Source organism: Actinomycetospora termitidis, assembly GCF_030286555.1.
In the GTDB taxonomy this organism is placed as follows: Bacteria; Actinomycetota; Actinomycetes; order Mycobacteriales; family Pseudonocardiaceae; genus Actinomycetospora; species Actinomycetospora termitidis.
The window spans coordinates 227,959-241,128 of the sequence record NZ_JASVWF010000009.1 but is presented as its reverse complement, the minus strand read 5'-3'; the positions used below and the strand labels follow the sequence as shown (position 1 = coordinate 241,128).

Annotated in this window: 15 protein-coding genes; 11 read left to right on the top strand and 4 right to left on the bottom strand. The window is 74.0% G+C overall.

The genetic code is table 11. The annotated features are described in order from the left end of the window. Positions 1-5: 5 nt before the first annotated feature. The 3 genes from QRT03_RS29580 to QRT03_RS29570 all read left to right on the top strand — a co-directional run bounded on the left by QRT03_RS29580 (position 6) and on the right by QRT03_RS29570 (position 2,805). A complete protein-coding gene (locus QRT03_RS29580) occupies positions 6-791 on the top strand; it encodes a TIGR03084 family metal-binding protein (RefSeq protein ID WP_286056758.1) in 786 nt (261 codons plus the stop codon). Next, complete coding sequence (locus QRT03_RS29575) at positions 788-2,497, top strand: acyclic terpene utilization AtuA family protein (protein ID WP_286056757.1); 1,710 nt, start codon at positions 788-790, stop codon at positions 2,495-2,497. The genes QRT03_RS29580 and QRT03_RS29575 overlap by 4 nt, the downstream gene beginning before the upstream one ends. A gap of 68 nt (positions 2,498-2,565) precedes the next feature. After that, positions 2,566-2,805: a CDGSH iron-sulfur domain-containing protein gene (locus QRT03_RS29570; protein WP_286056756.1), complete on the top strand. Its 240-nt coding sequence runs from the start codon at positions 2,566-2,568 to the stop codon at positions 2,803-2,805. On the opposite strand, the gene QRT03_RS29565 is transcribed toward QRT03_RS29570, so the two are convergent. Next, positions 2,757-3,731: an iron-containing redox enzyme family protein gene (locus tag QRT03_RS29565; protein WP_425604930.1), complete on the bottom strand. Its 975-nt coding sequence runs from the start codon at positions 3,729-3,731 to the stop codon at positions 2,757-2,759. The two genes, QRT03_RS29570 and QRT03_RS29565, sit on opposite strands and share 49 nt — an antisense overlap. 258 nt (positions 3,732-3,989) lie before the next feature. Here QRT03_RS29565 and QRT03_RS29560 point away from each other — a divergent pair, with 258 nt between their 5' ends. The 7 genes from QRT03_RS29560 (at position 3,990) to QRT03_RS29530 (ending at position 8,615) form a co-directional block, all read left to right on the top strand. Further along, positions 3,990-4,778 carry a HemK2/MTQ2 family protein methyltransferase gene (locus QRT03_RS29560; protein WP_286056754.1) on the top strand — a complete coding sequence of 263 codons (789 nt, stop codon included), beginning with the start codon at positions 3,990-3,992 and terminating at the stop codon, positions 4,776-4,778. Between the two features lie 87 nt (positions 4,779-4,865). After that, positions 4,866-5,036: a hypothetical protein gene (locus QRT03_RS29555; RefSeq protein ID WP_286056753.1), complete on the top strand. Its 171-nt coding sequence runs from the start codon at positions 4,866-4,868 to the stop codon at positions 5,034-5,036. A gap of 200 nt (positions 5,037-5,236) precedes the next feature. Beyond that, positions 5,237-6,070 carry a DMT family transporter gene (locus tag QRT03_RS29550; RefSeq protein ID WP_286056752.1) on the top strand — a complete coding sequence of 278 codons (834 nt, stop codon included), beginning with the start codon at positions 5,237-5,239 and terminating at the stop codon, positions 6,068-6,070. Positions 6,071-6,093: 23 nt separating this feature from the next. Next, positions 6,094-6,687 carry a hypothetical protein gene (locus QRT03_RS29545; protein WP_286056751.1) on the top strand — a complete coding sequence of 198 codons (594 nt, stop codon included), beginning with the start codon at positions 6,094-6,096 and terminating at the stop codon, positions 6,685-6,687. 78 nt (positions 6,688-6,765) lie between these two features. After that, entirely contained in the window at positions 6,766-7,107 is a 342-nt protein-coding gene (locus tag QRT03_RS29540; RefSeq protein WP_286056750.1) for a hypothetical protein, read from the top strand. Continuing rightward, on the top strand, positions 7,107-8,249 hold the full coding sequence (locus QRT03_RS29535) for a WXG100-like domain-containing protein (RefSeq protein WP_286056749.1): 1,143 nt from the start codon (positions 7,107-7,109) through the stop codon (positions 8,247-8,249). Before QRT03_RS29540 ends, QRT03_RS29535 begins: the two co-directional genes overlap by 1 nt. A gap of 54 nt (positions 8,250-8,303) precedes the next feature. Beyond that, positions 8,304-8,615, top strand: a complete 312-nt coding sequence (locus tag QRT03_RS29530) for a hypothetical protein (RefSeq protein WP_286056748.1) — start codon at positions 8,304-8,306, stop codon at positions 8,613-8,615. 462 nt (positions 8,616-9,077) lie between these two features. On the opposite strand, the gene QRT03_RS29525 is transcribed toward QRT03_RS29530, so the two are convergent. Further along, entirely contained in the window at positions 9,078-10,103 is a 1,026-nt protein-coding gene (locus QRT03_RS29525) for a glycosyltransferase family 2 protein (RefSeq protein ID WP_286056747.1), read from the bottom strand. Then, positions 10,100-11,017 (bottom strand): SAM-dependent methyltransferase, encoded by a 918-nt coding sequence (locus QRT03_RS29520; protein ID WP_286056746.1) that lies wholly within the window; start codon positions 11,015-11,017, stop codon positions 10,100-10,102. Before QRT03_RS29520 ends, QRT03_RS29525 begins: the two co-directional genes overlap by 4 nt. Before the next feature lie 276 nt (positions 11,018-11,293). Here QRT03_RS29520 and QRT03_RS29515 point away from each other — a divergent pair, with 276 nt between their 5' ends. Next, the gene (locus QRT03_RS29515) at positions 11,294-12,202 is read left to right on the top strand and encodes a glycosyltransferase family 2 protein (RefSeq protein ID WP_286056745.1); all 909 of its coding nucleotides are present in this window, start codon (positions 11,294-11,296) and stop codon (positions 12,200-12,202) included. A gap of 28 nt (positions 12,203-12,230) precedes the next feature. Here the strand turns inward: QRT03_RS29515 and rfbF are convergent, their stop codons facing one another. Continuing rightward, entirely contained in the window at positions 12,231-13,049 is an 819-nt protein-coding gene (gene rfbF, locus QRT03_RS29510) for a glucose-1-phosphate cytidylyltransferase (RefSeq protein ID WP_286056744.1), read from the bottom strand. Positions 13,050-13,170: the final 121 nt, after the last annotated feature.

The window sequence follows — 13,170 nt, the reverse complement described above, 5'->3', positions numbered from 1 at the left end:
CGACGATGCCGGTGTCGATGACGGCGCTGTGCGACGACCTGGCGGCGGAATCCGCCGAGCTGCGGGCCGTGCTCGCAGGGCTGAGCGAGTCCGACTGGCGGCGGGAGACACCCGCCGAGGGCTGGACCGTCCTCGACCAGGTCTCGCACCTGGCCTACTTCGACGACGTCGCCCTGCGCTCCGCGACCGACCCCGACGCGTTCACCGCGGAGAAGGCCGCGATGGACGCCGAGGGCGGGGTCAGCCCGGACACGATCGCGGCCCGCTTCCGGTCGATGAGCGGCGCGGAGATGCTGGCCTGGTTCGACGAGGCCCGCACCCGTCTGATCGACGGGTTCCGGGACCTCGACCCGAAGACCCGGGTCCCGTGGTTCGGCCCGCCGATGGCCGTGGCGTCGTCGCTGACCGCCCGGATCATGGAGACCTGGGCGCACGGGCAGGACGTGTTCGACACGGTCGGAGCGGTACACCCGCCGTCGGAACGGCTGCGGCACGTGGCACACATCGGGGTCGGCGCCAGGGCGTTCAGCTACCTCGCGCACGGGCTGGAGATGCCCGACGTGCCGATCCGGGTGGAGCTGACGGCGCCGGACGGGTCGTCGTGGACCTGGGGTCCCGGCGATGCCGCCGACCGCATCTCGGGCCCGGCCGAGGACTTCGCCCTGCTCATCACGCAGCGGCGGCACCGGGACGACCTGGCGTTGGAGGTCGTCGGCGACGCCGCGACCGAGTGGGTGCGCATCGGCCAGGCGTTCGCCGGCGAGCCCGGGACGGGAAGGAAGCCGCGGTGAGACCGGTACGGATCGGCAACATCTCCGGCTTCTACGGCGACCGCCTGAACGCCGCGCGCGAGATGCTCGACGGCGGCCCGGTCGACGTCCTGTGCGGGGACTACCTCGCCGAGCTCACGATGCTCATCCTCGCGAAGGCGCAGGCCAAGGACCCCGACGCCGGGTACGCGAAGACGTTCCTCACGCAGATGCGCGACGTGCTCGCCGACTGCGTCGCCCGCGGCGTCAAGGTCGTGTCGAACGCCGGTGGGCTGAACCCGGCGGGGCTGGCGGCCGCGATCGGGGACCTCGGCACCGGCGCGCGGGTCGCGTACGTCGAGGGCGACGACCTGCGGGGATCGCTGGAAGCCATCCAGCCCGCCGTCGTCGGGAAGCCCGTCTCGGCCAACGCCTACCTGGGCGGGTGGGGTATCGCGGAGGCCCTGGCCGCAGGGGCGGACGTCGTCGTGACGGGGCGGGTGACGGACGCGTCGCTGGTCGTGGGGCCAGCGGCGTGGTGGCACGGGTGGGGTCGCGACGCGTTCGACCAGCTCGCGGGCGCCGTCGTCGCGGGCCACGTCATCGAGTGCGGGCCGCAGGCGACCGGCGGGAACTACTCGTTCCTGGACGAGGTGACCGACCGCCGCTATCCCGGCTTCCCGATCGCGGAGGTGGACGCCGACGGTTCGTCGGTGATCACGAAGCACCCGGGGACCGGGGGGCTGGTCTCGGTCGGCACGGTCACCGCGCAGCTGCTCTACGAGATCGCCGCGCCCGCCTACCTCGGCCCGGACTGCACGACGCACTTCGACACGATCACGCTCTCCGACGACGGCGAGCACCGGGTGCGGATCAGCGGGGTGCGGGGGTCGGCGCCGCCGGAGACGCTCAAGGTCGCGCTCAACGACGCGGGCGGGTACCGGAACTCGATGACGCTGGTCCTGACCGGGCTGGACATCGAGGCGAAGGCCGCCCACGCGGAGGCCCTGCTGTTCGACGTGCTCGGCGGGCGCGACCGCTTCGCCGAGGTCGACGTGCGGCTGCTGCGCTTCGACCACCCGGACGCCGCGTCCAACGCCGAGGCCACGGCGCACCTCAAGGTCACGGTGAAGGACCCGGACCCGCGCGTCGTCGGGCGGTCGTTCTCCAACGCGACGATGGAGCTCGCGCTGGGCGGCTACGCCGGCTTCCACACCACGACGCCCCCGAGCGCCGAGTCGGCCTTCGGCGTCTACCGGCCCGCCGCGGTGCCGCGATCCGCCGTCACGCACGCCGTCGTCCTGCCCAGCGGGGAACGGCGCGTCGTCGCGGACCCGCCCACGAGTGTCAGCAGTGCGGCCATGCTGACACTCGACGTCACAGATGCCGCCACCACGCCCGCCGGCCCCACCCGCCGCGCACCGCTGGGCCGCGTCGTCGGTGCCCGGTCCGGCGACAAGGGCGGCGACGCGAACATCGGCGTCTGGGCGCGAACCGACGCCGCGCACGCCTGGCTCCGGCGGTTCCTGACGGTGGATCGGGTCCGGGAGCTGCTCGGGCCGGAGGTCGCCGACCTGGCGATCGAGGTCCACGAGCTGCCGAACCTGCGGGCGCTCAACGTCGTCGTGCACGGGATTCTCGGCGACGGCGTCGCGTCGTCGACCCGCCCGGATCCGCAGGCCAAGGGGCTCGGCGAGTACCTGCGCAGCCGGGTCGTCGACGTGCCGGAGGCCCTGCTCGACGCGTGAGGGGAGGATCCGTCCGCCCGAGCATCGTGAGGGTTCCCCTCACGGGTGGGGGCGGGTAGCCGCGCGGCATGTCGCACCCCGAGCGCGTTCCCCGCGTGACCCTCACCGACGGCGGCCCGATGCTGGTCGAGGGGCCCGTCGAGCTGGAGCTCCCCGACGGCGAGCGGGTCCGCTCCGAGCGGCCGGTGGTCGCGGTGTGCACCTGCCGGCGGAGCAAGCGCTTCCCGTTCTGCGACACCAGCCACCGGAAGAAGGTCCGTCAGCCGCGCAGGGACGACGAGCCCGCATCCCAGGACCGCACCAGGTGATCGCCGAGCCGATCCTCGAGCAGGGTCAGCGCGCGCATCCCGAACACCACGTCGGCAGCCAACGACGGCTCGCGCGCCACGAGGTCGGCGAGCAGGCCGCGGCGCACGAGCTGCTCGTGGACGGCGTCGGCCTCGACGTGCTCGGCGTAGAACGCCTGCGCGCCCTCGCCCAGGCCGAGCCGCTGCATCGCCTTGACCAGGCGTGCGGAGCCGGGTGAGGACGTCACCTCGATCAGCGCGAACTGCCCCACCGACGCGCCGCGCCAGCGCCGGTGCAGCCCGCACAGCGACATGAGGTTGACCGGCGCGAGCGCCTCGGCGGGGGCCGCCTCGAGGTAGCCGTGGTAGCGCGGGTCGAGGTCGAGCTCGGCCATCATGTCGGCGAAGACCTTCGCGTGGACGCGCTCGCCGCGCCCGGCGCCGAACTCGTCGTGCTCGACCGTGACCAGGGAGGCCTTGGCCTGCCCGTCGATCCGCGGGATCACCCAGGCCTGCGGGTCGGCCTCCTTGAGGTGGTAGATCGACCGGTGGATCACGTACTCGCGCAGCTGCCAGAGCTCGCCGTCGGCCGCGAGCCGGTATGACGGGCCGTCGCCGCCGACCTGCTCGACCAGCAGCGCGCCGACCTCGGCGTCCACGTCGTCACCCGCGGGCACCTCGGCCTGCAGCGCCGTCAGGAAGGTGGTCTCGAGCGACCGGCGCAGCCGCAGCAGCTCCGGCTCCCACTCCAGCTCCTCGTCCACCCCGGCGAACCCGTGGTAGTGCAGCTCGTAGAGCACGTACAGCGCGAGCTGGAGGTCCTCGCCGTAGGGATCGAGGCCGGGTCCCGACGGCAGGTCGGACGGCTCGCGCGTCCCGGCGAGCACCTCGAGGACCGCCGCCGAGACGGGGCCGCGGGCGGTGGGCAGGGCGTCGGCGCGGGTCATGACGTCGGTCAACGAGGGCTCCTCGGCGGTGGGACGGCGGGACTGGCCGTCGTGGCTACCCGACCTCCGGGCGGTCCACGCGGTGTATGCATCACAGCGATCTCGACGGCTGCTCCACGTCACCTCCGGGTAACACGGGTTCACCTCCGTCCCCGGCGGTTGAGTCACAGCTGCGTCTCCCGGGGGCGCCGGCCGCCGATGCGATCCCGCGGCGGCCCTTCGCGTCCACCACCTCCGTGACCGCCGAGGAGCTCGCGCATGTCCATCTCCCTGCCGCCCGCCCGACCCACGGTGACTCCCGAGCCCGTCGTGCCGGACGTGATCGTCCCGATCCCGGCTCCCGACGGCCTCCGACCCCACCTGCCGGTGCTGCGCGGGCCGGGCGTCTACCCGGCGCAACGCGACACCTGGCTGCTCGCGGACGTCCTGCTGCGCGAGCTCGTGGAGGCACCCGTCGCCCGGCGGCGGGTCCTCGAGCTGTGCGCGGGCTCGGGCTCGTTGTCGCTGGTCGCCGCGGGCGTGCCGGGCACCGACGTCACCGCGGTGGACCTCTCGCGGCGTGCTCTGCTGAGCGCCTGGACGAACGCCCGGCGTCTCGGCCGGCGGATCCGACTGCACCGCGGCGACCTGGCCGCACCCGTCGTCGGGAAGCAGTTCGACCTCGTCGTCGCGAACCCGCCCTACGTGCCGGCGCCCGACGACGACCTGCCCACGCGCGGCGTGATGCGCGCCTTCGACGGCGGGCTCGACGGCCGCACCGTGCTCGACCGCGTCTGCGACGAGGCGCCCGGGGTGCTCGTGCCCGGCGGGTGCCTCCTGATGGTGCACTCCGCCCTCAACGGGGTGGACACCTCGCTGCGCCGGCTGGCCGCGCACGGCCTGGACGCCGACGTCGCCGCCCGCTGCGAGCACCCGTTCGGCCCGGTGTTCACCGCCCGCGCCGCGATGCTCGAGGAGCGCGGGCTGATCGCGCCCGGGCAGCGCACGGAGGAGCTCGTCGTGATCCGCGCCCGCCGTCCGGAGGGCGTGGCGCGCGCGGCCGCCTGACCGGGTGGTCCCCCGGCGCGCTCCCGGTGGGGCCCGCGTGATCACCGGCTACGGTCCCCGTCTGATCACGCGTCGAAGGGCCCTGCCGTGCTGCGCTTCCTCCGGAACGTCCTCATCGAGTTCGTCTTCGCGGGCGCGCTGACGAGTCTGGTGCTCGGGTACGTCGCGGTCGGGGCGGTCCTGCTGCTCGTCGGCGGCGTCATGATCAGCCTGACGCAGCGGGGGCACAAGCTGATGTCGTTCGGCCTGTCGCGCTGACCGGACCGGCGTAGGGTCACCCACGCTTGCGCCTAGGGTTCCGTCCGACGCCCGCCTCCTGACCGACAACCAGGGCGATCCGGGGTCTGGACCGAGCGGCGCCACGGCGGTCACCGCCGACACCTGACGGGAGAGAAACCCCGAGGGCTCCAGTTCGACGTGCCCGCCTCCGTGCGGGCCGACGCCCGAGGAGCCGTCCGGTGTCCGTTGCCGTCGTCTCGATCACCCTGCTCGCCGCGGTCCTGCACGCGACGTGGAACGCCATCGCCCACGGGGTCTCCGACCGTCTCGTGGGCTTCGCGCTCATCGGCCTGGCCTACGTCGTCGTGGGCGGCGCGGTCGCTCTGCTGCTGGGCCTGCCGCCGGCGCACGCGTGGCCGGCGATCCTCGTCTCGGCCGCCTTCCACACCGTCTACACGCTGCTGCTCTGGGCGAGCTACCAGCTCGGCGAGTTCAGTCAGGTCTACCCCGTCGCACGCGGCACCGCGCCGTGGGTGGTGGCGCTGTTCGAGGTCGTGTTCGGCGGCGGGCTGCCGTGGTGGGAGCTGCTCGGCGTCGCGGTGATCTCGCTCGGGCTCCTCAGCCTGGCTCTCGACGGCGGGCGGCCGACGCGCGCGTCGCTGCCCGGTCTCGCGGCCGCCGTCGCGACCGGTCTGTTCATCGCCGGGTACACGCTGGTCGACGCGGAGGCAGTCGCGACGACCCCGGTCCCGGTCTACGCGGCGTGGATGTTCCTGGTGCAGGGCCCGGTGCTGCCCCTGATCGCCGTGGTCCGGCGGGGCCGGAGCCTGCTGCGGGTGCCGTGGTCGTCGCTCGCGGTCGGGTTCGTCGGCGGGGTGGTGTCGCTGGCGGCCTACGGGCTCGTGCTCGTGGCGCAGACGAGCGGCGCGACGGCGGCCGTCGCGGCGCTGCGCGAGACCTCGATCGTCATCGGCGCGGTGATCGGGACGCTGTTCCTGGGCGAGCGGTTCGGGTGGCGGCGGGCGGTGGCCGCCGCGGTCGTCGTCGTGGGGATCGTGCTGGTGGATCTGTAGGACCCGTCGGGCACCCCGCCGCCGTGGATCGCTTCGACGGCTGGATCGGCGGGCTCGGCACGACCTCCGGGCTCCGCCTCGTCATCGGCCACTGGCCGCGCTCGCCGCTGGGTTCGTTCACCGACGTCATGGTCGAGCACCCCGACGGCCACCGGGTGCTGCTCGCGCCGTCCGCGGCAGTCGCGGAGTTCGTGGGTGCGACCTACACGTTCGACGAGGTCCGCCACGTCCCCGTGGACCTCCGCTCGCGCGGCGACCGCTTCTTCCTGACGGCGGGTCCGGTCGCGTCGACGTTCACGCTCGGCCGGCGCTCGGCCCTGGGACTGCTTCTCCGCGCGGTGCCGTGGCGGCTGGCGACGGCGCCGTGGTGGATCGCGACGATCGACGCCGTCGCGCGTCGGGTGCTGCCGGGCGTGCGGACGGTCGGCAGCGCGGGCGGTGGGCGCACCGAGTACTACGGCGCGCAGGACCTGCACCGGATCGTCGCCGCGGAGACCTCGCTCGATGGCGCGGACGCCGGGGCGCTGCGCCCGGTCACGCCACCGGTCCGGTTCGGGTTCGGGTCGACGCCGACGGCGCCGTCCTGGGTGCGAATCACGACGTCGATCGCGAGTTGACGGAACCGATCGGGCGCGGCGGCACTCCAAGAGGGTGAGGAGCCGTGCTGGACGGCTCCCGGTCTCCCGGAGGTCGTCGTGGTCCGTGCCGCCGTCCTGGCCCTGTTGATCCTGCTCGTGGGCTCCCCCGCCGCGGCCGAACCACCGGAGATCTGCGGGCCGCACACGGCCGAGGACCGCGTGGTGCGGGTGTTCCCGCGCGGGGAGGAGACCTCGGAGCTGCTCTGCGGGAACCGGTACTACGGCTTCCGGCGCATCGACTGGTCGGTGGTGTCCCTGGACACGATCGCCCGCACGCTGGCCGCCCCGGGCTCCTCGACCTACGACGCGCGCAGCGAGACCTGGACGCTGACCGGCGAGGGCGCGGTGGTCGTGATCACCGCGCGCCACGGCCAGGTGATCACTGCCCGGGCGGCGTGATGGACGTCGTCGAGCAGGTCGGGCTGTGGTGGCCGGCCGCGGACGGGGAGCGCCTGCGCACGGCGGCCGCGGCGTGGGACCGGACGGCGGCCGAGCTGGAGCGGGCCGCCGTCGTCGGACGGTCGGGCGCCGACCAGGCTCGCGCGGGGTGGAGCGGCGAGGCCGCCGAGCGCTTCGCCGTGTCGTGGGCGGCGCACGAGGTGGCGCTGCGGGACGACGCTGCGGGGTGCCGGGCGTTGGGTGTGGCCCTGGTGCGGTTCGCGGAGGCCGTCGAGGACGCGGAGCGGCGGGTCGTCGAACTCGCGGTGACGGCGGGCGCGACGATCGTGGCCGGGGCGGGGTTGGCGTGGCTGACGTTCGGAGTCTCGGCCGCTGCGGCCGCCGGGGTGAGCGCGGGACTCGTCGCGGCGGCGGCCGCGATCGGGGTCGAACTGACGGCGACTGCGGCCGCCGTGGTGGGCGGGGTGCTCGTCGGCGCGGTGTTCGGGGCGGTGGAGTCGGCGGTCGTCGACCTCGCCGTGACCCAGCCGCTCCGCGTCGAGGCGTTCGGACACGGCGGGTACTCCCTCGGCGAGGTGGGGACGGCGGCGGCGGCCGGCGCCGGGTTCGGTGCGGTGTTCGGCGGCGCCCGCGGCGTGGTGGGCGCCCGGCAGGCTCCGAACCCGTGGGACGACCTCGGCGAGCTCGACGGCCGTATCTCCGCGGCGCTCGACCCGTCGTCCCGCGGAGCGCTCGGCCCGCTGTTCCGGGTCGGGGTGCACGAGACGCCGAGCGCGTCGTTCTCCCCCGCACAGGCCCCGACCGCCCGGCTGCTCGAGTCCGAGGGGATGAGCGTGCACGCGCGGTCCGGGTCCGGTGCGCTCATGCGGACCGACGCCGCGGACCGCGGGCTCTTCCTGGAGATGGCCGCTCCGGAGGCCTCTTCGGCAGCCGCGGTGGAGGCGGCCGTACTGGAGAGCAGCGGTCGGCTGGCGCGGCAGGGTGGGGGTCACCTCGTCGTCGACGGCCGGGCGGTCGCGCTGGACACGGACGAGGCCGGGAAGGGGCTGCTCGACGCGGTGCTGCGGGCGCAGGCCGAGGGGCTGGAGCTGCCCCGCTCGATCCGTTTCGTGTTCGAGGAGGGGAGCATCTTCTGGCCCTGACCACTTGTGCGGAACGGCCACCGCAGACGGCCGCGGGTTCCTAGGCTCGGTCACGTGGCAGGCGGATTCGGCACCCGACCCGAGGATCTCGAGGCGGCGGCCGCGCGGTTCGACGAGGCCGCGCGGATCGCCGCGGACGCCTGCGCGTCGTTGCGGTCGTCGCTGAGCGGGCTCGGCGATGTCGCCGGCGACGACGAGCAGGGCCGCACGTTCGCGGCGCGCTACGACCCGAAGGCCGCCGAGGGCATGACGGCAATCGAGCAGGAGGCGACGGGGCTCGGCGCACTGGGCGGGGCGCTCCGCTCGACGGCCGCCGACTACCGCGCGGGCGAGGGCGGCGCGGCGGCAGGGTTCGGCCCGCGCTGACGCCGCTGGTGATCACCGAGCACCCTCGGCGGTTTCCGGGCGCCTGGCGGCACCGAGGGAGCTCGCTCGACGGCCCGGGAGGGTGCGCACGGTGATCGATGGTCACGCTTCGCAGCGGTGGACCCCGAGACGTGCCACGAATCCGGTGCCGTTGGAAGCGGTTTCCGCGCACCGTGCGGGGCACGGGCGCCCCGGACCCTGACACGTGCCGCAAATCCGATTCCAGCGGAAGCGGTTTCCGCGCACCGTGCGGGGCGCGGGCGCCTCGGACTCCGACACGTGCCGCAAATCCGATTCCGGTGGAAGCGGTTTCCGCGAACCGTGCGGGGTCGAGGCGCGAGAACTGCACCACGCAGCTTCCGGGCACTCCCACGCTGCGCCATGTCGCACTCGCGCCGCAGACCCGGGCACCGTCGACTGCGAGAACGATAAGACGCAGGTTCCGGTTGCCTCGAGGCTGCGTCAGGTCGCACTCGCGCGCCCGGGGCCCGTCGTCGCGACGACCGTTCCGGACCGACGAGCGCCGGCGGACCCGCGCAGGCGGCCGGCGGCGCGGCCCCGCAGGTATCCGGTGGCGGCCGCCCCGACGGCGACGACGATCGCCGCTGCCGCGAGGAGATGATCGTGGCCGGACCTCGGTTCCCGGAGCGCGGACGTCAGCTCCCGACGGACCGCGGCCGGGAGGACCGACCGGGTGTACGCGCGCTCGCTGGCCAGCCCGTCCCGGCTCCCGACCCGCTCGGCGAGCGCCGCCTTGGTGACGCCCTCGGCGTAGGCCCGGCGCCACACGTAGCTCATCGTCGTGCGTTCCGGGGACACCTGGTGGTCGACCGCCGCGTCGGGCGTGAGGACGAACGTGGAGCAGGGATCGAGCTGCGTCGCCCGGATGCACAGGTCCGTCTCCTCGCCACCGAGCGGCGTCGACCCGACCCGCCCCAGCTCCTCGGCGAACCCGCCCAGGCGGACGAGGAGGTCGGCGCGCACCGACATCGAGCACCCCATGAGGTTGCGGACCACCGACGGGCCGGAGGCACGCTCGGGGTACTGGCCCGCGTAGGTGCACCCGACCACCCAGCGGAGTTCGCGGGGCAGGACCGCCGGGGCCGTGCCCCCCGGCCACCGCGGGTAGGCGGGTCCGCCGACGCCAGCCACCCGCCGGTTCCGGTAGGGCGCGAGCAGCGCCGAGAGCCAGCCGTCCCGCGCCACGGCGTCGTCGTCCAGGAAGGCGATCACGTCGACGGAGCGGCCGAGGTGGGCCACGGCCGTGTTGCGCGCCCCGGACAGGCCGCGCCGCCCGACGTTCTCGAGGACGGTCAGGTCCGGGAACGACGCGCGCGCCCTCCCGCCGAGGTCCTCGTCGTGGTCGACGACGAGCACGACCCGGAGCGGACGCGGTCGCTGCGCGCGGACGGAGGCGATCGCCGCGCAGAGCTCGGGCCACCGCCGCGCGGTGTACGTGCAGACGACGACCGCCGACGTCGGGGTCACGCCGGACGCCGGTGCACGCCGAGGATCTGCAGGCAGTCCCGGTCGGCCGGGGAGAGCGCGGCGAAGGGCGCGGCGATCGGCACCTCACCGATCTCGCCGCACGCCACCCCGTCCTCGACCACCGACCACCCGGCGTCCCGGAACAGGGCCTGCCACTGCGGTCGCTGGACCCGGTTGAAGTACTGCACCTCGCTCTGGAACCAGCGCCGCCACGTCCCGTCGCCGTAGCGGTAGTAGGTCTTCGGCGAGGTCGACGGGTCGAAGTAGTGGTAGTGGTCCACCAGGTCGATCTGGTGGATGGCGTACCCGCCCGGACGGACCCGCTCGAGCTCCTCCCGGACGTGGGCCGCCAGCGACGCCGTCGGGAGGTGCTCGAGGACGTCGGCCGACACGACAAGGGCGAACCGCCCCGCGTCCAGACCGGCCAGGCTGCCCGTCGGTTCGACGACGTGCTCGAGCCCCAGGAGGTCGTACACGCCGTCCAGGTCGGGGGCGTCGAGGGCGGCACCCAGTCGGTCGAGCGCGCGGTCCCGACCGGCGGGCGCGAGGGAGGCCGGAACGCTCTCGAGATGGGCGCGGTACCCCGCGAGATAGGCCCGATAGGCGCGCGGAAGACGGTTGTCCCGCACGTCGAGCATGGTCACCCGGACGTCGTGGTGCAGGGCGAGGACGGTGGCCTCCCAGTGCACCCACCCGGTCCCGATCTCGAGGACCCGGTCCCCGGGGGCGAGCACGTCGTGGCGGGCGACCTGGGCGAGGAGGCGGTCCGCCCGGTCCACGTAGCGCTGCGGGAGACCCTCCGCGACCCGTAGCCGCTCCAGGGCCTGCCGCCCCAGGTGGTGGTAGACCCGTCGCCCGACCGCCGTCGCCGAGAAGGCCTTCGATGCGGCGACGGCCCCGGCGTACCTGAGCACCCGAATCTCCCCTCCCGGTCGGGCGCAGCATGGCAGCGGAGGGTGTCCGGTGTCGACCGTTCTCCCCCACGAGCGGAGCAGGACCGAGCGATTCTGAACGACGGCTCGACCCGGCGACTACTCGCTGTATCGCTGATCGCCGATCACCCGCTACGGTGTCAACCCGTCCGGGTGACGAGCAGGGGGTTGCGCGTGAAGCGGTTCGTTGAGGGTGAGAACGACCCACCCGGCGCAGCCCTCGCACCGTCGCGCCGGTCGCCGACCCGCTTCCGTCCCGTGCCGCGCACGGGTGGACGCCCGTCGGGGCCGACCGCGTCCGTCGTCCTCCCTCAGCCGCGGAGCGGGCGACGGGCCGGGGTCATCCCACGGGTCAGCGTCGTCATCCCGACCCTCGACGAGGCGGCCAACATCGGCTGGGTCCTCGACCGGATCGGCGGGAACGTCGACGAGGTGGTCGTCGTCGACGGCAGGTCGCGGGACGGTACCGTCGCGGTCGCCCGGGGCTGCCGCCCTGACGTGCGGATCGTGGAGCAGCCGGTGCCGGGCAAGGGGGCGGCTCTCGCCCTGGGGCTGGGTCTCGCGACCGGCGACATCGTCGTGATGATGGACGGGGACGGTTCCATGGACCCGGGAGAGATTCCCGGTCTGGTCGGCGCCCTGCTGAGCGGCGCCGACGTCGTCAAGGGTTCGCGGGCCGTGGCGGGCGGGGGCTCGCGGGACCTCTCGCTGCTGCGGTGGTGCGGCAACCGGGCCCTGACCGCGCTGACCAACGGCGGGTACCGGCTGCGGTGGAGCGAACTCTGCTACGGCTACGCCGCCCTGTGGTCCGACGTGGTCCCGCTGCTCGACCTGGGCGGTCTGGGGACGCCCGCGGGTCGCGACCGTGCGGGGCACGGGTACGGGCACGGCTTCGAGATCGAGGCGCTGATCTTCTGCCGCGCGGCGCGCGCCGCACTCCGCGTCGCCGAGGTGCCGTCCACGGAGCTGCCCCGCCTCAGCGGGACGTCCCACCTCCGCCCGTGGCGGGACGGATGGCGTGTCCTGCGCACCGTGCTCCGGGAGGCCTCCTGGTCCAGCACCCACCCGGGACCCCGACGCGAAGACCGCTGCTACGGCGTGAAGCCCTACCCCGGACGGTCGCCCGGCGCGATCGAGGCGGCGGCCGACCCCGCTCCGTCGTCCTGACCGACCCGCCCCCGCGCCGAACACCGGTTCAGGTCCAGACCCGCCAGGGCGCCTCTCCCGCGAGCCACAGGTCGTTCAGCTGCGTCAGGTCGCGGTAGGTGTCCATCCCCAACCAGTAGTCGTGGTGCTCGTACACCGACAGCTCGTTGTCCCGGGCCAGCTTCCGCATCGGCTCGCGCTCCAGCACGAGGTCGTCCTCGTCGGTCAGGTAGTCGAAGACCTTGCGGTCGAAGACGAAGAACCCGCCCGACACGCAGTTCCGGGACGACGCCGGCTTCTCGTTGAACTCCAGGACCGCGTCGCCGTCGATCTCCATCTCCCCGTACCGGCCGCCGGGACGCACGCCGGTGACCGTCGCGACGCGGTCGTGCGACCGGTGATGGTCGAGCAACGCCTGCAGGTCGACGGCACCGATCCCGTCCCCGTAGGTGCACATGAACGTGTCCGCGTCCACGTACTCCCGCACCCGCTTGAGTCGCCCACCCGTGCCGGTGAGCAGTCCGGTCTCGGCACAGACGACGTCCCAGGGCTCCGTGCGGGCCCGGCCCACGATCCGGGGCGGCTGTGCTCCGGACAGGTCGATCCGGAGGTCGGCGACGTGCTCGCGGAAGGTCAGGAAGTACTGCTTGACGACCTCGCTGCGGTACCCCAGGCAGAGCACGAACCGCCGGAAGCCGTAGTGCCCGTACAGCTTCATGATGTGCCACAGCAACGGCTCGTCGCCGATGCGCACCATGGGCTTGGGAACGCGCTCGGTCTCCTCCCGCAGCCTCGTCCCCAACCCGCCGGCGAAGATCACCACCGGGATGTCGGCGTTCGCGGCGCGCCCACCCGCTGCTGCTGCCATCGGACATCCCCTTCGTGATCGCGATCCGTTCCGACGACGAGCCCGGATCGACTACGCTCCGAGAACAGCAGTGGGTATGAACTCGCGGAAGAGCGTCCACCAGAGTGAAGCAAGGGTCAAG